Source organism: Bacillus sp. FSL R7-0166, assembly GCF_038008935.1.
In the GTDB taxonomy this organism is placed as follows: Bacteria; Bacillota; Bacilli; order Bacillales; family Bacillaceae; genus Bacillus; species Bacillus altitudinis.
The window spans coordinates 1,997,422-2,016,139 of sequence record NZ_JBBPAC010000001.1; the positions used below are offsets into that span (position 1 = coordinate 1,997,422).

Below are 18,718 nucleotides of genomic sequence, written 5' to 3' on the forward strand. Positions count from 1 at the left end.
TGATGTCTGATCAATTTACAAGTCGTGAACAGCGACGTAAAGCAAGTCAAGAAAACAATAAGAAGCAAAAGAACAAAAAAGGCAAAAAGAAAGCAGGTCTATTTAAAAAAATATTTTTATCTTTACTCGTGATCGGTCTTCTTTGTTTAGTAGCCGGAATCACAACTTTTGCCGTTTTTGCATCAAGCGCTCCTTCTATTGATGATAGCAAGCTAAAAACGCCGTATTCTTCAAAACTTTATGATAAAGACAAAAAAGTCTTTGCAGAAGTCGGGGCGGAGAAAAGAACGTATGTCTCGATTAAAGATATACCCGACGTGGTAAAAGATGCGTTTATTGCAACTGAAGATGCACGTTTTTATAAACACCACGGGATTGATCCTATCCGTATTGGCGGTGCTCTTGTCGCAAACGTCGAGGACGGTTTTGGAGCAGAAGGTGGAAGTACGATTACACAGCAGGTTGTGAAGAACTCCCTGCTTAACAATCAAAAGACGTTAAAACGTAAAGTTCAGGAAGTGTGGCTCTCGATTCAGCTTGAGCAAAAATACTCTAAAGATGAAATTTTAGAAATGTATTTAAACCGTATTTTCTTCTCTCCTTATGCTTATGGGGTTGGGAAAGCGGCTGAACAATTTTTCGGAGTGACAGATTTAAATAAACTAACTGTAGCACAGGCTGCTACACTTGCGGGTATGCCGCAAAGTCCTTCTGCGTATAACCCTGTGAAACATCCAGAGGCAGCGGAAAAACGCCGTAATATCGTTTTAGGTCTAATGAAAAAACAAGGCTATATTTCAGAAAAAGAGTATGAGGAAGCAAAAGCAACACCTGTCAGCAAAACCGTTGTTTCAGCTGATAAATATAAGAGTCAAAACTCAAGTAAGTACTCTGCTTATATTGAAGAAGTCATGGAAGAAGTACAGAAAAAAGCCAAAGTAGATGTATCAACAGATGGATTAAAAATCTATACTTCTCTTGATCGAAAAGCACAGGATCATCTGGATGACATCATCAATGGGGATTCAGCCGGATTTACGAAAGGTATGCAAGCTGGAGTCACCCTGCTAGATACAAAAAATGGTGAAATTCGTGCCATTGGCGGTGGACGTGATGTACCAGCCGGCGGCTTTAACTATGCCACTGATGCAAAACGCCAGCCGGGATCTACAATCAAACCAATTTTAGATTACGGCCCTGTAATTGAAAACAAAAAATGGTCAACATATCAGCAAATTGATGATGCGCCTTATACGTACTCTAACGGTACACCAATTAACAACTTTGACAGAAGACACTTAGGGAAAATGTCGATGAGAAGTGCTTTGGCACAATCACGAAACATCCCTGCTTTAAAAGCTTTCCAAGAAGCTGGTACAGATAATGCTGTTCAATTCGCCAATAACTTAGGTCTGGATTTACCTTCTGACATTCCTGAGTCTTACTCAATCGGCGGATTTGACGAAGGTGTCTCTTCACTTAAAATGGCTGGTGCATTTAGTGCATTCGGTAACAACGGATACTATAATGAACCGCATGCCGTAACATCTGTTGAATTTAATGACGGGACGAAGCTTGACTTAACTCCAGACTCTAAAGCAGCCATGAGTGATTACACTGCATTTATGATCACAGATATGCTGAAAACTGCTGTACAATCTGGAACAGGTACACTCGCACAAGTACCGAATGTTCAAGTAGCTGGTAAAACAGGTACAACCAACTTTACACAAGATGATATTAATAAATACAACATCCCTTCTGGCGGGGCGAAAGATTCTTGGTTTGTCGGTTACACGCCGCAATACACAGCAGCTGTGTGGACTGGAATCGGCAACTCAAAAGATGCGGACGGCAAAATGTGGCTTACGGATTATGAACAACGTGTTGCCAAAGTGGTCTTCCAGAAATTAATTTCTCAAATTGATGATGGAAGCGGCTCATTTGAAAAGCCAGACAGTGTCGTTGAAGCAACGGTTGAAAAAGGATCAGATCCAGCGAAGTTAGCTGGACCAAACACACCAAGTGATAAGAAGACAACGGAATACTTCGTCAAAGGAACTGTCCCAACAAAAGTTTCTGACACATATGAAAAGAAAGAAGCTGACAAACCATCTGACTTAAAAGCGGTGTATGATGAAGAGAAAAAATCGATTACACTCACTTGGGGTTATGATGACGATGCAGATGCAACATTTAATGTGAAGCAAGCGGTCGATGATGGCGGCTATAAAGACATTCAAAACAGCTCTTCTAAAGAAGCCGTCATCTCTGATGTAAAGCCAGGATCCACCTATAAATTCCAAGTGACAGCGACTGTAGACGATGTCACAAGTAAAGCTGCTTCTACCTTCCTCACCATTAAAGATGACGAAGAAGAGGAAGAAAAAGCAGATGATGAGAACAAAGAAGAAGAGCCACAGCAACCTGATGATGAACAGACAGATCAAACAGATGATAATCAAAACCAAGGCACTGATGAGCAGAAGCCTGATGATAAAAAAGATCAAGATCAAGGCGGAAATACCGAAAATGGCAATGGTGGTTCAAGTGATGGCTCAGACAGTACAAATGGAAACAGCAACTCACAGAGCGATGCCAATAAAGATAAAAAGAAAGACGACGAGAAAGCCAATTCTCAAAGCTCAAATACTCAGTCAAATTCTACTTCTCGCAAAGAAGACGAATAACAAAAAAGCACTTGCCCTATGTGGCAAGTGCTTTTTTAACGATTTTGTTTTAACTTTCTGAGTGCTTCGTATTTTCCATACTGCTTTTTGAGCTCTGTGTATAACTCGTCCAATTGAATAAAGCAATGATATTGAGTAGGTTTAAGTAAAATAAACTCTAATCGTTCTGTCCAGTTAATGGGGGCTACTGGAAACGTCTGTTGTTTGATTTCCTCCCAATCAACGGTTTGAAGCTTCTCTCCTTTGATCCAGTAAAACATTGCAATCATACTGACAATGCCTTGCAGCATATCATCCTCTTCACACCGAGATTTTCTCGTTTGAAAGCGAGGAAGCATGTTGTCTTTTAATTCATTCCACAGATCAAACATCAAAGGAACAAATTCTTCCGTTTTCTGCCACGGTTGCTCATCTAGTAAAGGTTCTGAAGATAGATCAAATGCGAGTGGATTGATTCTTAATATATCCTTTTTTTCGCCGCTTATCTCTACCTTTTTCTCTTTTAGCTTTTCGACATATGAGGTGAAAACAGCTGCTCCGCTCATGCCAGCTTCACCAGCCCTTTTTTCAGCCTCTTCTGCCCTTCTCTGCACATATCAAGAAGTGGACAAGATTCACACTGTGGCCGCTGCGCCTTACAGTGATATCTGCCGAAAAAGATGAGACGATGATGGGTCACGGACCAATCCTCTTTTGGCACCTTCTTCATTAAGGTTTGCTCTACCTCAAGAACAGAATCCTTCCAGCGGCAAATCCCAAGTCGTTTGCTTACGCGCTCGACATGTGTATCTACTGCAATGGCGGGAATTCCAAAAGCGACAGACACAACGACATTTGCTGTTTTCCGTCCAACCCCTGGGAGCTTGATTAGCTCATCTCGATCTCTTGGCACTTCACCGCCATAATCTTCAATCAGCATTTGGCTTAATTTTTGAATGTTTTTTGCCTTATTACGATAAAGACCGATCGAACGAATATCCTGCTGCAACTCTTCAAGCGGCACACTTAAATAGTCTTCTGGTGTTTTATATTTTTGAAATAGATGTTTGGTCACTTTGTTCACTAGAACATCTGTACATTGCGCTGAGAGTGCGACAGCAATCACTAGTTCAAATGGATTGGAATGAACAAGCTCACACTCAGCCTCTGGAAACATATCTCCTATAATATCTAAACATTCATTGATTTGTTTTTTTGATAACATGCCTTCTCCTTTATTGGTTATTGTTCCAGCCAATTATAAAAAGGAACTTGTCTTTTATATGAAGATGTTTCTTCTTTTGAAGGTGGGGCTTTTTGCTGCGAACGGAAATGCTGGCTATGCTCTTTCGCTTCTTCCGCTGTTTTCAGCCCTTTCTTTTTCCACTCAAACAATATTCGATCGATATAGCGAAAATTTAATTTTCCTGATAAAACGGCTTCTCTTAGAGCAAGACGAATCATCTCAGCATCATGATGGTCTTGGTCCATCCAGATCGAGAGTGTTTCCCCTTCAAGAGGAGAAAGTGGTCTGCCAAACTCATCTTCAAATAGCGCATATAAAGATTTTTCAGCCTGCACATGATTCTTTTGCAGGTCTTTCGCCTGTTTTGCTTCTAAAAAGTCATACAGCACACCCCATAAGGGTTCTACCGAGTACCGGTCATGCTGAATACCAGACCTGTCTTCAAACGGCTGGATCGAAATAAACCCTTTTTGAATCAAATACTGCACCATATAAGCACATTCTTCGGCCGAAATGGTCATACCATGTGAAAGCTCTTCAAATGTCTGAAAAAAGACGCCTTGTTCTTCATTCATTTTAATCTTTAACATGACCATCATTTGTGATTCATTCAGTCCTAATTGCTCATAATGGGCAATCAGCAAATTAGGCAAACTGGTCGAACCCATTTTCTGCATATCTATAAATTGCTGCCTTTTCATCGGATACACCTCTTCACTTTCAGTATATCACGTTTTCTCATACGTGCTGTCCTTAAGACGTTTGAAAAAGCCTCCATATGTTGGAGGCTTTCACGTCTTAAGGATATAAACGGTTTAATAATCTTGGGAATGGAATTGTTTCACGCACATGCGGCGCTCCGCTAATCCAAGCAACTGTTCGTTCAAGTCCAAGACCAAAACCTGAATGTGGTACAGAACCATACTGTCTTAATTCTGTGTACCATTTGTACGTTTCTTGATCTAACCCATGTTCTTTTAGTCTTGCTTCAAGCAGATCTAAATCATGAACACGTTCAGAACCACCGATAATCTCTCCATAGCCTTCTGGCGCAATTAAATCTGCACAAAGGACGACATCATCACGGTCTGGTGCAGGCTGCATATAAAATGGTTTTAATGAGGTTGGGTAATGAGTGATAAAGACTGGTTTATCATAGCTTTCGGCGATCGCTGTTTCATGCGGCGCACCGAAGTCATCTCCCCATTCAATGTCATCAAATCCTTTATCCTGCAAGAATTTAATCGCTTCATCATATGTGATGCGCGGGAATGGTGCTTTGATGTTTTCTAATTTTGCTGTATCACGGCCAAGTGTGTGCAGTTCTACTTTACAATTTTCAAGTACACTTTGAACAACGTGAGACACATAATTTTCTTGGTACTCAAGGTTTTCATTAAATTCAACAAATGCCATCTCAGGCTCGATCATCCAGAACTCGATTAAATGACGTTTTGTTTTCGATTTTTCTGCTCTAAATGTTGGACCGAATGAGAATACTTTTCCGAGTGCCATCGCAGCAGCTTCCATGTAAAGCTGTCCACTTTGAGAAAGGTACGCATCTTCATCAAAATATTTAGTAGCAAACAGCTCTGTTGTTCCTTCAGGAGCACTTCCTGTTAAGATTGGCGGATCCACTTTCACGAAGCCTTCTTGATGGAAAAACTCATATGTAGCACGAATAATTTCATTACGGATTTTCATAATGGCATGCTGTTTTTTAGAACGCAGCCATAAATGACGGTGATCCATTAAGAATTCTGTTCCATGTTCTTTTGGTGTAATTGGGTAATCTGTTGCTTCGTGAATCACTTCAATGGATTTCACTTGTAATTCAAAACCAAGTGGTGAACGTTCGTCTTTTGTTACTTGTCCTGTGACATAGACCGATGTCTCTTGTGTCACTGATTTCGCAAGCTTAAAGACTTCCTCTTCCACCTCTGCTTTTACAACGACTCCTTGAATAAAGCCTGTCCCGTCGCGAAGCTGCAAGAATGCAATTTTCCCGCTTGAACGTTTATTGGCAATCCATGCGCCGATTGTTACTTCTTCATCGACGTGTTTGAACACTTGATTAATAGTTGTTTTCAACATATTTCCCTCCAAAGCCAGAAAGAAACTCACCTTGTTAAATAGGTGTGATTCTTTTTTCATACATTTTATTATAACCGTTCTAAATCAGCATGGTCAACGCAAGACAGAAGAAACTACGGTGTTAAATTTTTTTCCACTCGTCCTGTCGTAAAATCAACATAGCTGAAACTATATTGGTTGTTCTCATTTAAGTACGTTACTTCCCAAAGGAGGACGTCACCTTCTCGTGCTAATTGAACATTTTTTAGCTTAGAAATGGTGTTCTCCTTTTGAACGGCTTGTACTGCTTGGTTTGAAGTAATGCCTTCTTTTGCTTTTTTAGCAATGACTTTTTCTTTTTTGCTGGCAGGTACCCACACATAGATCGCTTCGTTTTGTTTGTTTTTACCTTCCACAATAAATTGCTTTTCTTTCCCAACAAAGGTATCCACTTGCTCTACTTGTTCTATTGATGCTTGCTTTTTTGCTCGTTCAATCGCTGCCTCATGACCTTCTTCTTTTTGTCCCATGGCAATTTGATAAATCCACGAAAAGCTAATGATGCCAATGAGTAAAACGAGCGCAGCAACGGATGAAATAATCCAAACTATTTTTTTCATGTCAAGCTTCCCCTATGTGCGATATATGGTAAATATCGCTTGATTTTGATCTTCTTGATCTAATGCTAATCCAAACATAAGATCTTCCCTTTTAAGCGTTCTGTTCAGTAAATCGACGATTTTGTATAGGTCTTCTGAATGCTTAATTTGAACAGTTGAAAGTACCTCTATTTTACTTTCCACTTCTAATTCCTCCTCGGTACGTAAATATTGTTAGTCATACTTTTCAATGTGAGAACCGATACTATTTTTACAACGGAACATAAAAAGCCGTTACGATAAATTAACTCCAAACCCACACCAGTGAAAGGCCGCTTATGACAGCGGCTTTTCGTTGTTAAGCTTTTCTATATACGCCTCAAGCGACTCTCTGGACATCTCGTGAACTGGCGCATGATGAAGTGATTCTAAAAATAGTTTTCCATACGAAGCGGTTTTCACTCGGCGGTCTAAAATCAGCAATGTTCCGATGTCTTTTTCCGAGCGCAGCAAGCGGCCGGCTCCTTGCTTAAAAGTTAACACAGCTTCCGGGAGAGCGACGGCTTTAAAGGGATTCTTCCCCTGTTTTTTTGCGGCTTCACATTTTGCTTCAATGAGCGGTGAATCAGGCGGTCGGAAAGGAAGCCTTGCCATAATGACGGTCGTTAACTCTGAGCCAGGAAAATCCACACCTTCCCAGAAACTCCCTGTTCCTAGCAAGATGGCTTGCTTCGCCAATTTGAACATTTTTGTCAATTTTACAGGGCTCCCGCCTGTCAAACCTTGAGCAAACAATGCCGATTGCATACCTTCTGATTTCAGCTCTTCATACACTGCTTTTAACATCTCATGTGAATTAAATAACACCAATATTTTCGCTTGATCCTGCTTTTCCATGATCTTAATATATGTTGCAGCTTGCTTCACATATTCGCGTTCATCACGGTTTGTGATCGGCGGCATGTCAGCCGGTACAACGACCTTAAGCTGTTTTTCAAGTTCAAAAGGTGAATCAATTTGGACAAGGTGTGGGTAAAAATCTTGCAGGCCAAATCGTTCCAAGCAATAATCAAAGCGTCGATTGATGGTGAGCGTCCCTGATGTGAGGACGACGCTTTTTTTGTTCATAAAAAACCGATCAGCTAGCAGCTCCCCTGTATCTAGCGGCTGCGCGTGCATAAAGACAGCATTCTTGGCACCCTTTGCATCAATCTCAATCCAAACTGTTTCATCATTGTTTGGTTCAAAGATAAACCGGTACAGCGTACTGCAGAATGTCTGCATAAACGACATCACTTGATCGTATTCTTCTGCTTCAAATGCAAACTGCTCTATGAACTGATCACTTTTGTGAAGCAGCTCATTTTTTTGCTGCTCATACAGTTTCTCACAAGCAATCAATAACGAACAAAGCTTACTCGCTGATTCTTTAATTCGGACCCACTGAGCATGTTTTGAATGATGACGGACTCTATGAATGAGACGATTGATGTCCGCTTTTGGTTTTGTCCTTTTGACAAAAGAATGAACGGTACTAAAAAATGCGTCACTTTCCACCTGAAGCTGCTGAAGATACTCGTCCATTTCAATAAAGGTGTCAGTTGATAAACCTGCCCCATGAAATCTCTTTTTCAATTTCTTAAGCAGCCCGCCATGCAAAGAGCCAAGCTGGGTTAATTTCGCATGAAGCTGGATATAAGACGCACTGTCACCTAGCGTTTCATTGGCTGTTTTTTCAAATTGGTGGGCCTCATCAATCACATAGACATCTGCATGCTGAAAGATAGAAGCTCCTTCTGTTTGAGATAAAAGCAGACGGTGATTCGTCAAAATTAAATCAGCTGTTTGAGCCTTTCGTTTAGCCCGTTCATAAAAACAATGTTCTTTAAAACGGCGTTTTTTCGATGTAAATGGCATGTGCACACAAGAGATACGGTCTTTTATATTTGCAGCTCCTGACGGTAAATTCAGTTCAGACAAATCACCTGTTTCAGTGACAAGAAGCCACATTAAAATTTGCGCTTTTGTTAAGACAACATCATAGTTATCATCTTCCTCATGCAGGACATGCTCAAACTTATCTAAACAAATATAATGTGCACGCCCTTTAAACACACAGGCGGCTGGCTCAAATGGGAGCAATTGCTTGAGTAGCGGAACATCGCGCTGAAGCATTTGCTGCTGCAGTAAAATAGAATATGTACTGATAATGACAGGTTTTCCTGATTTCTTTGCTTCTAAAGCAGCTGGTATAAGATAAGCGAGTGTTTTCCCGATTCCTGGCGCCGCTTCAATTAACGCATAAGCTCTTTCATGGAACGCATCTCTTACTTTGTTCATCATCGTGAGCTGGCCTTCTCTTACTTCATAGCCTTCTAATGTTTGAGGAAGCTTCTCTTTTATCTCTTCAAACAGTTGCTCGTCGTCACCGCCTACTGCATATGTCGATTCAGTGATAGGATTGGTCACATCTTTCACAGCAAAAGATCCTACTTCTACAAGCGAATCATCCTGACTCGTGTGATTGGTTTCAAGCTGCTTAATTAAAAGTCCTATATCACTTAGAAGATAAGAGGATAATCTGCGCAGCTGTTTTAACACATTTGGCGGTGTATTCCTTAATTGATGTAATAAGGTTAAAAATAACATAGCAGTAACTTCCGCATCACTATCCGCCCTGTGCGGGTGGTCATGTGGAAGCATGAGCTCTTCGCTTAATTCAGTTAACTTATAACCTTCAAGCTCAGGATAAAGAATTCTAGAAATTTCAACCGTATCAATCGCTAGCACATCCAGCTCATTTTTCCCGCATGCTTTTAGTTCATCGTTTAAAAAGTTCAAATCAAAATGAACATTGTGCGCAACAAAATAAGCGCCCTGTATGAGATCATACACCTCTTGGGCAATGTCCTCAAAAAACACCGCGTCATCAACCATGTGCTGTTTAATTCCTGTCAGCTGTTCAATAAATCCAGGAATCGTTTTCCCTGGGTTCACATATTTTGAATACCGTTCGACAATTTGTCCATTTTCAATGACCACCGCAGCAATTTGAATGATTTTATCACCTTTTTTTGGTGAATTCCCGGTGGTTTCAATATCAACGACAACAAACCTTTGATCGGTCATAAAATGGACACCTCAATTCCTCGTTCCACTCATAGTGAAACACACTCTGGGCAATATAGCTGAAACAGAACAGCTTCCTTATGATGAAACTGTTCTGTTTCCATGTGAGCGTGCGTTATAAAATCGTTCTCGCAGGCTCTTGCCCAATCATTTGTTCAATTTGATTTTGTTTATTTAACACGACCACTTTAGGTGTGTGCGATTTCGCTTCTTCCTCTGACAACATCCCATAAGCGATAATAATGACTTCATCTCCTGGCTGAACCAATCTTGCTGCCGCACCATTTAAACAAATGACACCGCTCTTTCTTTCTCCAGGGATGATATATGTTTCAAGTCTAGCACCATTGTGATTATTGACAATTTGCACTTTCTCATTTGCCATCATGCCTGCCGCATCAAGCAAATCTTCGTCGATGGTAATACTGCCTACATAGTGTAAGTTTGCTTCAGTCACTGTCGCTTTATGAAGTTTCGAGGTCATAAAAGTTCTATACATGCTTTTCACCGCTTTCAGGAACATGGAAAATCACATTATCAATCAGTCTTGCCCGGGAGAACTTCACAGCAGTGGCAATGATCACTTGGCCCGTTAAGTGCTGAAGGGGTTCAAGCTCTGGGTAGGAGTAAATGTCAATATAATCGATTTCCCCACTCGTTTGAAGAATCTCTTCTTCCACTAATTGATAAATACGATTTATATCATGTTCACCCTTTTCTACAGCTGTCTGTCCTTTTTTTAATGCCCGGTATAAAGCAGGTGCTTCTTGCCTTTCTGTTTCTGACAGATACACGTTCCTTGAACTTTTCGCTAAACCGTCTTCTTCTCGAACAGTAGGAACAGACACAAGGTGAAGATCGAAAAAGAAATCCTTGATCATCGCATCGATAACAGCGACTTGCTGTGCATCTTTTAGACCAAAGTATACATTGGTTGGTGCGACAAGGTGAAACAGCTTTGTGAGCACCGTGACAACGCCGTCGAAGTGTCCTGGGCGTTTCTTCCCGCATAAGACGTCTGTACGCTTTTGGACAGTCATCGTAATCGATGGCTCGTCTTTGTACATTTCCTTCACATCAGGTGTAAATAATATATCTACTCCAGCTTCTTCAGCAAGACGCTGGTCTCTTTTCATATCTCTTGGATAGGATTCAAAGTCTTCATTCGGTCCAAATTGCAATGGATTAACAAAGATGCTCATCACCACGATGTCATTTTGATCTCTTGCTTCTTTTGCAAGCGTAAGATGTCCTTCATGAAGGAAACCCATTGTAGGGACAAATCCAATGGAATGCTGCTTCTCTTGATGCTGCTTGATCATGTCTTTTAGTTCATGAATATGGGAGACAACCTTCATTCCTTGATCCCCCCATATAAACCATCAAGGACTTCTTCTTTCATATGAAAGGTATGAGCATCCTCTGGGAATGTGCGTGCTTTTACTTCTTTTGTATATTGTATGAGCGCTTCTTCTAATACAGCATCGATTTGCGCGTATTGTTTCACAAATTTAGGTGTTCTAGACACGCCGTACCCTACCACATCATGGTAAACAAGAACTTGTCCATCTGCTTCAGATCCTGCCCCAATTCCGATCACAGGAATCTTTAGCATGTCAGTAATCCGTTTTGTCAGTTCACCAGGTACACACTCTAACACAAGGGCGATGGCACCTGCTTCCTCACATTTCAGACTATCTTCAATCAATTTCTGTGCACTCTCTTTGTCTTTTCCTTGCACTTTATAGCCGCCAAGGACACCGACTGATTGAGGGGTGAGGCCTAAATGGCTTACAACAGGAATGCCGCCTCTTGTAAGTGCTTGAATGGATTCAAATACTCCGTCTCCACCTTCAAGCTTTAATGCATCAGCACCGCTTTCTTGCATAATGCGTGCTGCATTTTTCATCGTTTCTTCTAATGAATAATGATAAGACATAAATGGCATATCCGTCACAACAAATGTGTCTTTTGCGCCTCTTTTCACTGCTTTTGTGTGATGAATCATATCATCCATCGTCACTTGCACTGTGGAATCAAGTCCAAGGACAACCATCCCAAGTGAGTCACCAACTAAGATCATGTCGACTTCCGCTTTTTCCGCTTGCTTTGCAGCTGGATAGTCGTATGCTGTCAGCATCACGATAGGTTCGTTTTGTTCTTTCATTTTGAAAAAATCTAACTTTGTCTTCATTTGTTCCTCCTCATTCTGGAGAGGAGATGGCTTGTCTGATCTCACACGCTTTTATCTCTCATGTGCAGACGAATCATCCCTCTGTCCAAGTCCCTTAGGATCAAGGCAGAAATTTATCGAATTTTTCTTCCTAACAGGTACAGTTCTTTTTCAGATACTGCCCACACGAAGTATATCAAAAATGTGCCGGGTGTTCCACTTAAGTTGACTTGATCTCAATGTCAGCGGAGTAGATGTTTTGGATTCCGCCCTCCGTTTCGAGTAAGAGAACGCCTTCATCGTTAATCCCAAGCGCCGTTCCAGCATATTGTCCATTGACGGTGCGTGCGATGATACGTTTTCCAATGGTCATCGCATACGATTCCCATAATTGTTTGATCGGAGCAAAACCATAAGTCATATATTCATCATACCTTTTTTCAAAGGTGGACATGATGGTTTGAATCAATGCCGCTCTGTCTACCTTTTCACCCAGTTCCATTTGCAAACTCGTCGCAACATCCTTTAATTCTTCAGGAAAATCATTAGCCGTCTGATTCACGTTAATGCCTGGACCAATAATGACTGCGTGAACTTGGTCAGCTTCTGCTTTTAATTCAGTCAAAATACCAACGACCTTTTTTCCGTTTAGCAAAATATCGTTTGGCCATTTGATTGATGGACTGAGACCCGTTTGCTGCGCTATGGCTTCAGCGATCGCGACAGATGCTAAAAGCGTCATTTGCGGCGCTTTGTGCAGCGGTATTTCCGGCCGGAGAATCAAACTCATCCAAATGCCTGTCCCATTTGGTGAATGCCACGTTCTTTGAAGGCGGCCTTTTCCGTTTGTCTGATGATCACTGACAACAAGCGAGCCGTGCGGGGCTCCTTTATTGACGAAGTCATGGGCAATGAGCTGAGTTGAGGCGACTTCTTCTTGAAAGTAAATATGCCGGCCAAACAGCTCTGTTTCCAAACCAAACAGAATTTCGTCTTCACTAATTTTGTCCGGTTTACGAAGCAGCCGGTATCCTTTTCTTCTGACCGCTTCGACCTCATATCCCTCTTTTCGCAAATCCTCTATATGCTTCCATACCGCCGTTCGGGAGCAGCCAAGCTCATCACATATTTGCTGGCTTGAGACAAAATCTTGCTCAGATGCTGTAAATAGTTCAATTAATCGTTTTCTAATCGCTGATCGCACGCTATGAGCCACTCCTCTATGGCTTCTTTTCGGTTTTCAAGCTGGTTTTGCAAAACGGCTTTTTTCACAGAAGCAAGCTCTTCTGCAATCCATTTACCAGCTGGCTTTTGCCGAAAGGCCATCAAATCTTTTCCTGACACTGCAAGGTCTTGAAGCTGTTTAATCGGCAGCGCATCATATGAACGTTTCGCCGCCTCCAGCTCATCAAAGAAAATGCGACGCTCATGTTTGAGCTGCGTGATTTTCATACTAGAAAGCAGGACATGTTCACCAGCTTCAAACATTTTTTCCGCATCCCAGTCACAATCAACATATTTGCTAATAGCAACGGCTTCTTTTAAAAGTTTCGTTGATAACTTCCATTCTTTTAAAAAGGACACCGCCTCCGCCTCATCTAGACCAAGTAAATGGATAAAGGCTCCCCACACCTCATCTAACCCATCCAATAAATAATACGGGAAAGCTTGGAACGTTTCATTCAGCTGATCCTTTTTGAGGCCGGGCAATTCTTCATACAATTTGGTGGAGATGAGCACCTTGATGGCTTGCTCACAGTAGCGGCCTTTTAAAAGTTTTTCCATTTCGATTTTTTTGCGTTCAACAGAGATGTTGGCAAGCAGATGTTTATCTTTTTTCATTGCTTCTTCCGTCTCTTTAGAAAGCTCAAACCCGAGCTGGCTTAAAAACCGCACCGCTCTCATCATCCGAAGCGCGTCTTCTTGAAAGCGGCACGCAGGATCTCCAACCGTTTGAATTCGTCTTCGCTTAATATCCCGCTTGCCGCCTACATGGTCAATGATGTCACCATGAATATCCATGGCTACTGCATTGATCGTTAAATCTCTTCTTAAAAGATCTTCTTTTAGTGATGAAATAAACGCCACTTCTTTAGGCCGGCGAAAGTCTTCATATTCTGATTCAGTCCGAAACGTAGTGACCTCATAGCTGACCCCGTCAAGTAAAACAATAACAGTGCCATGCTCTTTGCCGACATCTACTGTTTTATCAAATAAAGACTCCACCACATCAGGTGTGGCATCTGTCGCAATATCGATATCCCCAACTTCCCTGCCTAAAAGGACATCTCTCACCGCACCGCCGACAAAATAAGCTTGATACCCATGTTCGTGCAGTGTATGTAAAATAGGGATCGCATGTGTGAATGGTTCATTCATCTTCAACATCACCTTCGATCAATTCTAAGTAAAGCTCTTCATACTCTCTCACAATTTTGTCAGAAGAGAAATTGGCTTCCACACTAGACTGGGCTGCCATCGATATTTGCTGATGGAGCGCATTGTCTTTCAGAATAGTGATGGCATGTTTTGCTGCTCCATCTACATCACCAAGCGGAACAAGGAATCCTGTCTCTCCATGTGCAATCACCTCTGGAATTCCTCCAACGTCTGTTCCTATACAAGGTACTCCGCATGCCATTGCTTCAAGTAGTACAAGACCAAAACTCTCTTTCTCAGAAAGCAGCAGCTTCAAATCACTAATCGAATAGAGCTCCTCCACTTTCTCTTGCTTTCCTAAAAATAACACGCGGTCCGTTAATCCAAGCTTTTTCACAAGCTCGCAAACAACCGATTTTTCAGGTCCGTCCCCAATCAGTAGCAGTTTTGCATTCACCTGTTCAGAAATCTGTTTAAACACATGGATCACGTCATGCACCCGCTTCACTTTACGGAAATTTGATACATGGATGACGACCTTCTCATCCTGCAGAAGACCATAATGCGTCTTCAGCACTTCGTGATCTTCACGCAAATATACGCGCTCATCGACGAAATTATGGATCGTATCAATTTTTTTATTCGGTTTAATCAGATCGTATGTCTGCGCAGCTAATGAATGTGATACAGCCGTTACGCGGTCAGATGATTCGATCGCAAACCGGATGACTTCCTTTAAAGATGGGTCATAGCCTAAAACCGTAATATCCGTCCCGTGAAGCGTGGTGACGACTTTGACAGACTGTCCAGTCATTTGCTTAGCTAAGAACGCACAGACGGCGTGAGGGACCGCATAATGCGCATGAATAATATCAAGCTTCTCTCGTTTTGCCACTTCTGCGAGTTTACTTGCCAGTGCAAGGTCATAAGGCGGATATTGAAACACAGCATATTGATTGACATCCACCTCATGAAAATAAATATTCGGATACACTTTATTGAGTCTAAACGGAATACTTGAGGTAATGAAATGAACATCGTGCCCTTTTTCAGCTAAACGTTTTCCAAGCTCTGTGGCAATAATGCCCGATCCGCCAACACTTGGATAACAAGTGATTCCGATCTTCAATTTTTTCATAATTACCCCCCAAGTAAGTCATCGTCCATCAAAAGTGGCTTCTTTGTCAGAAACCCTTCTGCAAAAGGTTTATTGACTTCCCTTCCATACATCGACTCTCTCATTTTGACAAAATCGATATAACCATTTACAAGCGGTGTCTCCACTGAACTCTCTGTTTTGACAAATTGGCTTTTATACGCATGTAAGCTATCAATTTTTTGCTTCATCTCGTCTGAGATATCGATCACAAAATCTGGACGATGGTGGCCATTAATCATGTAATAATACATCTGGCTTATTTTATGCGCTGGCTGCTTGTATGAATCTTCAAATTTATGTATACCTGCAGAAAAAGCGGCCTCTTCTACAAGTGAACCCGCATGACCATGATCAGGATGTCGATCTTGGTGGTGCGGGGCAAAAATAAGTTTTGGTTTATATGTTCGGATGACACCTGCAATTTCTTTTATCGCTTCGTCATTCAGATAAAGCCCTCTATCTGGCAGCGTGAGCTGGATTCGAGTCGTGACGCCTAAAATGGCAGCGGCTGCTCTGGCCTCTTCTTTTCGGCTGTCAATCGTTCCATTTGAAGATAATTCAGCCTGAGTCAAGTCACAAATCCCAACACGTGCCCCTTTTTTTACGTATTTTGCAATCGTTCCACCCATACCGATCTCTACATCATCACTATGGGCACCGAATGCAAGGATATCAAGTGGTTTCATGCGTTCCTCCGTTTTTTGCTACATCTCGAAAATCAAACGTACCTTTATTTAAATTCCTGACTAAAATTTCGGCAGTCCCCATATTGGTTGCTAATGGGATGGCATACACATCGCAAAGCCGGATGAGTGCAGATACATCCGGTTCATGCGGCTGTGCAGTGAGAGGGTCTCTAAAAAAGAGCACAAGATCCATTGCATTATCAGCAATCATGGCACCAATCTGCTGATCCCCTCCAAGTGGTCCTGATTGGAAACGATGAACGGGAAGCCCAGTCGCTTCTTTCACTCTTAAACCTGTGGTTCCTGTTGCATAAAGTGTATGATCTGCCAAAAGATCTCGATACGCAATGGCGAATTGAATCATGTCACTTTTTTTCTTATCGTGAGCGATTAAAGCAATGTTCATCAGGGATCCACTCCTTATTAGTCGATAATATTTTCTAAGCCATAAACGAGTTGATCAATATGCATCACCTGTTCAACAGAAAGCTTCACACCTGACATAAAGGATGCACGGTTATAAGAATCATGACGGATCGTGAGCGTCTGTCCGTCCATTCCAAACAGCACTTCTTGATGTGCAATCATGCCTGGAAGTCTTACGCTGTGAAGGCGGATGCCATCATAATCTGCTCCTCGTGCACCTTCGATTAGTTCTTTTTCTTCAGGGTGCCCCTGCTTTTTGCTTTCTCTTACTTCTGCGATCATTTCAGCTGTTTTTAGTCCTGTACCGCTCGGAGCGTCCAATTTTTTATCATGATGAAGCTCAATGATTTCAACATCAGGAAAATAATTTGCTGCCATTTTGGCAAACTTCATCATTAAAACAGCACCAACAGCAAAGTTAGGGGCAATAATACAGCCTATCCCTTTTTCTTCTGTTAATTGCTGAAGTTCTTTTAGGTCGTCTTCTGAAAAACCTGTTGTGCCTACGACTGGACGTACGCCATGTTCAAGGGCTTTTCTTGTATGTACTTTCCCGATTTCTGGGGTCGTCAAATCAATTAATACATCCGGTGCTGTTTCTGAAAGACACACGTCAATATCCGTATAAATGGGCGCATCAGATGTTGTATGAAGCACATCTGATAGCTTTTTCCCCTCATGTGTGTGATCAAGTGCTGCTACTAGTTCGAAGTGGCTTGTTTCTTCTGCCAGCTTGACAGCCTCTATCCCCATTCTTCCTCTTGCTCCAGCGATTACAACTTTGATGGTTTGATTCGTCATCTTCTCTACTTCCCTTCTTTTTTCGTCCAGCGGTCTTTGTCTCTTGTATTGAATTTATGCATCACACGATCATGGGCTTCTTCAAGTGATATATTGAGTGAATTGGCAAGGCATGTTAACACAAACAGCACATCGCCAATTTCTTCTTCCATGCTTTTTTCTGTTTCAGTTGTTTTTTTCGGCTTTTCTCCATAGTAATGGTTAACCTCTCTTGCCAGTTCACCTAATTCTTCTGTCAGACGGGCCATCATGGCAAGCGGGCTGAAATAGCCTTCTTTAAATTGTCCTATGTAATCATCGACTTCTTGCTGCACGTGACGCAGCGTTTTTTCATTCGTCATGAAGCTCATCCTCCTATCCATCTCTTACATGTTAGCGAAATCATAAATATTTGACAAATGTTTAAAACTCAGTTTGCTTGTTTCTCTTCCATACCATATAATATTATCGCTGTCTAAGCAAAAAAAGGAGTGATCTTTTGCTAAAAGAAATTCGTCTTAAAAATATCGTATTTATTTTAATAGGATCTGCGATTTTTTCTTTCGGCCTTGTTCATTTTAATATGCAGAACAACTTGGCGGAAGGCGGATTTACAGGTATCACACTGCTTTTATATTTTCTATTTCACATTGACCCATCTATTTCAAACCTTGTGTTAAACATTCCGATCTTTTTTATCGGCTGGAAAATGCTTGGCAGAACCATGTTTACATATACAATTGTCGGAACCGTCAGTCTTTCTGTCTTTCTAGCCATCTTCCAGCGCTTTCAAATACATATGCCTCTTCAGCACGATTTAGCCTTAGCCGCACTTTTTGCAGGTGTGTTTATCGGAACAGGCCTCGGAATCATCTTTAAATTCGGCGGGACAACAGGCGGCGTGGACATTATTGCAAGACTGATCAACAAACATTATCAAGTCGCAATGGGAAGAACGATGTTTATCTTCGACGCGTGCGTCATTACCATCTCTCTCACCTATTTAAATTACAAAGAAGCCATGTATACACTTGTTGCCGTATTTGTTGCTGCAAAAGTCATCGACTTCATGCAAGAAGGCGCTTACGCTGCCAAAGGAGCGATGATTATTTCTGAAAAGGATGACATCATTCAAAAAAAAATCACAGAGGAAATGGAGCGCGGAGTGACCATTTTAAAGGGAGTCGGCTCCTATACGAAACAGGAACGCAACGTCCTTTACTGCGTCGTTCCAAAAAATGAGCTTGTCCACCTCAAGAGTGTCGTAACTTCCGTCGATCCTCATGCCTTTGTATCAGTGAGTGATGTGCATGACGTACTTGGTGAAGGCTTCACATTAGATGAACATAAAAAGCCGCTCAATCCCCACTAAAAAAAGAAGCCCGATAACGGTGCTTCT

At 41.7% G+C, this 18,718-nt stretch carries 19 protein-coding genes; 2 read left to right on the top strand and 17 right to left on the bottom strand.

The annotated features are described in order from the left end of the window. Positions 1-2: 2 nt before the first annotated feature. Positions 3-2,690, top strand: coding sequence for a PBP1A family penicillin-binding protein (locus NST01_RS10160; RefSeq protein WP_019744017.1), 2,688 nt, complete (start codon positions 3-5; stop codon positions 2,688-2,690). A gap of 35 nt (positions 2,691-2,725) precedes the next feature. On the opposite strand, the gene NST01_RS10165 is transcribed toward NST01_RS10160, so the two are convergent. From NST01_RS10165 to NST01_RS10245, 17 genes are all read right to left on the bottom strand, one after another. Next, positions 2,726-3,235 (bottom strand): YpoC family protein, encoded by a 510-nt coding sequence (locus tag NST01_RS10165; protein WP_019744018.1) that lies wholly within the window; start codon positions 3,233-3,235, stop codon positions 2,726-2,728. Further along, positions 3,232-3,894: an endonuclease III gene (nth, locus tag NST01_RS10170; RefSeq protein WP_008344602.1), complete on the bottom strand. Its 663-nt coding sequence runs from the start codon at positions 3,892-3,894 to the stop codon at positions 3,232-3,234. Before nth ends, NST01_RS10165 begins: the two co-directional genes overlap by 4 nt. Before the next feature lie 17 nt (positions 3,895-3,911). Continuing rightward, a complete protein-coding gene (locus NST01_RS10175) occupies positions 3,912-4,616 on the bottom strand; it encodes a DnaD domain-containing protein (RefSeq protein WP_007500879.1) in 705 nt (234 codons plus the stop codon). Between the two features lie 97 nt (positions 4,617-4,713). After that, on the bottom strand, positions 4,714-6,006 hold the full coding sequence (gene asnS, locus NST01_RS10180; RefSeq protein ID WP_024718525.1) for an asparagine--tRNA ligase: 1,293 nt from the start codon (positions 6,004-6,006) through the stop codon (positions 4,714-4,716). Between the two features lie 116 nt (positions 6,007-6,122). Further along, positions 6,123-6,608 (bottom strand): cell wall elongation/penicillin-binding protein regulator TseB, encoded by a 486-nt coding sequence (tseB, locus tag NST01_RS10185; protein ID WP_035391675.1) that lies wholly within the window; start codon positions 6,606-6,608, stop codon positions 6,123-6,125. 12 nt (positions 6,609-6,620) lie between these two features. Further along, positions 6,621-6,791, bottom strand: a complete 171-nt coding sequence (locus NST01_RS10190) for a YpmA family protein (RefSeq protein ID WP_008344594.1) — start codon at positions 6,789-6,791, stop codon at positions 6,621-6,623. Positions 6,792-6,923: 132 nt separating this feature from the next. Then, positions 6,924-9,716 carry an ATP-dependent DNA helicase DinG gene (gene dinG / locus NST01_RS10195; RefSeq protein WP_341041901.1) on the bottom strand — a complete coding sequence of 931 codons (2,793 nt, stop codon included), beginning with the start codon at positions 9,714-9,716 and terminating at the stop codon, positions 6,924-6,926. Between the two features lie 115 nt (positions 9,717-9,831). Continuing rightward, complete coding sequence (panD, locus tag NST01_RS10200; RefSeq protein WP_017359738.1) at positions 9,832-10,215, bottom strand: aspartate 1-decarboxylase; 384 nt, start codon at positions 10,213-10,215, stop codon at positions 9,832-9,834. Next, positions 10,208-11,074: a pantoate--beta-alanine ligase gene (gene panC / locus NST01_RS10205; RefSeq protein ID WP_341041902.1), complete on the bottom strand. Its 867-nt coding sequence runs from the start codon at positions 11,072-11,074 to the stop codon at positions 10,208-10,210. Before panC ends, panD begins: the two co-directional genes overlap by 8 nt. Then, positions 11,071-11,910 (bottom strand): 3-methyl-2-oxobutanoate hydroxymethyltransferase, encoded by an 840-nt coding sequence (gene panB, locus NST01_RS10210; RefSeq protein ID WP_046343839.1) that lies wholly within the window; start codon positions 11,908-11,910, stop codon positions 11,071-11,073. Before panB ends, panC begins: the two co-directional genes overlap by 4 nt. A 199-nt stretch (positions 11,911-12,109) precedes the next feature. After that, entirely contained in the window at positions 12,110-13,093 is a 984-nt protein-coding gene (locus tag NST01_RS10215) for a bifunctional biotin--[acetyl-CoA-carboxylase] synthetase/biotin operon repressor (protein ID WP_025207537.1), read from the bottom strand. Further along, positions 13,066-14,268: a CCA tRNA nucleotidyltransferase gene (locus tag NST01_RS10220; protein WP_017367495.1), complete on the bottom strand. Its 1,203-nt coding sequence runs from the start codon at positions 14,266-14,268 to the stop codon at positions 13,066-13,068. Before NST01_RS10220 ends, NST01_RS10215 begins: the two co-directional genes overlap by 28 nt. Continuing rightward, positions 14,261-15,406, bottom strand: coding sequence for an N-acetyl-alpha-D-glucosaminyl L-malate synthase BshA (bshA, locus tag NST01_RS10225; protein ID WP_046527071.1), 1,146 nt, complete (start codon positions 15,404-15,406; stop codon positions 14,261-14,263). Before bshA ends, NST01_RS10220 begins: the two co-directional genes overlap by 8 nt. 2 nt (positions 15,407-15,408) lie before the next feature. Next, positions 15,409-16,113, bottom strand: coding sequence for a bacillithiol biosynthesis deacetylase BshB1 (bshB1, locus tag NST01_RS10230; protein ID WP_341041907.1), 705 nt, complete (start codon positions 16,111-16,113; stop codon positions 15,409-15,411). Beyond that, complete coding sequence (gene mgsA, locus NST01_RS10235) at positions 16,100-16,519, bottom strand: methylglyoxal synthase (protein WP_008344580.1); 420 nt, start codon at positions 16,517-16,519, stop codon at positions 16,100-16,102. The genes bshB1 and mgsA overlap by 14 nt, the downstream gene beginning before the upstream one ends. Positions 16,520-16,536: 17 nt before the next feature. Next, complete coding sequence (gene dapB, locus NST01_RS10240) at positions 16,537-17,340, bottom strand: 4-hydroxy-tetrahydrodipicolinate reductase (RefSeq protein ID WP_008344578.1); 804 nt, start codon at positions 17,338-17,340, stop codon at positions 16,537-16,539. Positions 17,341-17,345: 5 nt separating this feature from the next. Continuing rightward, complete coding sequence (locus tag NST01_RS10245) at positions 17,346-17,681, bottom strand: nucleotide pyrophosphohydrolase (RefSeq protein WP_008344575.1); 336 nt, start codon at positions 17,679-17,681, stop codon at positions 17,346-17,348. A 137-nt stretch (positions 17,682-17,818) separates the two neighbouring features. Here NST01_RS10245 and NST01_RS10250 point away from each other — a divergent pair, with 137 nt between their 5' ends. Further along, positions 17,819-18,691 carry a YitT family protein gene (locus NST01_RS10250; RefSeq protein ID WP_003215598.1) on the top strand — a complete coding sequence of 291 codons (873 nt, stop codon included), beginning with the start codon at positions 17,819-17,821 and terminating at the stop codon, positions 18,689-18,691. The last annotated feature ends 27 nt before the right edge of the window (positions 18,692-18,718 follow it).

Excerpts from the sequence above, each read along its gene's own strand:
- NST01_RS10175 (WP_007500879.1), bottom strand. The coding sequence starts at position 4,616 with ATGAAAAGGCAGCAATTTATAGATATGCAGAAAATGGGTTCGACCAGT.
- NST01_RS10220 (WP_017367495.1), bottom strand. The coding sequence starts at position 14,268 with ATGAATGAACCATTCACACATGCGATCCCTATTTTACATACACTGCAC.
- bshA (WP_046527071.1), bottom strand. The coding sequence starts at position 15,406 with ATGAAAAAATTGAAGATCGGAATCACTTGTTATCCAAGTGTTGGCGGA.
- NST01_RS10160 (WP_019744017.1), top strand. The coding sequence starts at position 3 with ATGTCTGATCAATTTACAAGTCGTGAACAGCGACGTAAAGCAAGTCAA.
- mgsA (WP_008344580.1), bottom strand. The coding sequence starts at position 16,519 with ATGAACATTGCTTTAATCGCTCACGATAAGAAAAAAAGTGACATGATT.
- bshB1 (WP_341041907.1), bottom strand. The coding sequence starts at position 16,113 with ATGAAACCACTTGATATCCTTGCATTCGGTGCCCATAGTGATGATGTA.
- nth (WP_008344602.1), bottom strand. The coding sequence starts at position 3,894 with ATGTTATCAAAAAAACAAATCAATGAATGTTTAGATATTATAGGAGAT.
- NST01_RS10165 (WP_019744018.1), bottom strand. The coding sequence starts at position 3,235 with ATGAGCGGAGCAGCTGTTTTCACCTCATATGTCGAAAAGCTAAAAGAG.
- dapB (WP_008344578.1), bottom strand. The coding sequence starts at position 17,340 with ATGACGAATCAAACCATCAAAGTTGTAATCGCTGGAGCAAGAGGAAGA.
- panC (WP_341041902.1), bottom strand. The coding sequence starts at position 11,074 with ATGAAGGTTGTCTCCCATATTCATGAACTAAAAGACATGATCAAGCAG.
- NST01_RS10245 (WP_008344575.1), bottom strand. The coding sequence starts at position 17,681 with ATGACGAATGAAAAAACGCTGCGTCACGTGCAGCAAGAAGTCGATGAT.
- panD (WP_017359738.1), bottom strand. The coding sequence starts at position 10,215 with ATGTATAGAACTTTTATGACCTCGAAACTTCATAAAGCGACAGTGACT.
- dinG (WP_341041901.1), bottom strand. The coding sequence starts at position 9,716 with ATGACCGATCAAAGGTTTGTTGTCGTTGATATTGAAACCACCGGGAAT.
- panB (WP_046343839.1), bottom strand. The coding sequence starts at position 11,910 with ATGAAGACAAAGTTAGATTTTTTCAAAATGAAAGAACAAAACGAACCT.
- tseB (WP_035391675.1), bottom strand. The coding sequence starts at position 6,608 with ATGAAAAAAATAGTTTGGATTATTTCATCCGTTGCTGCGCTCGTTTTA.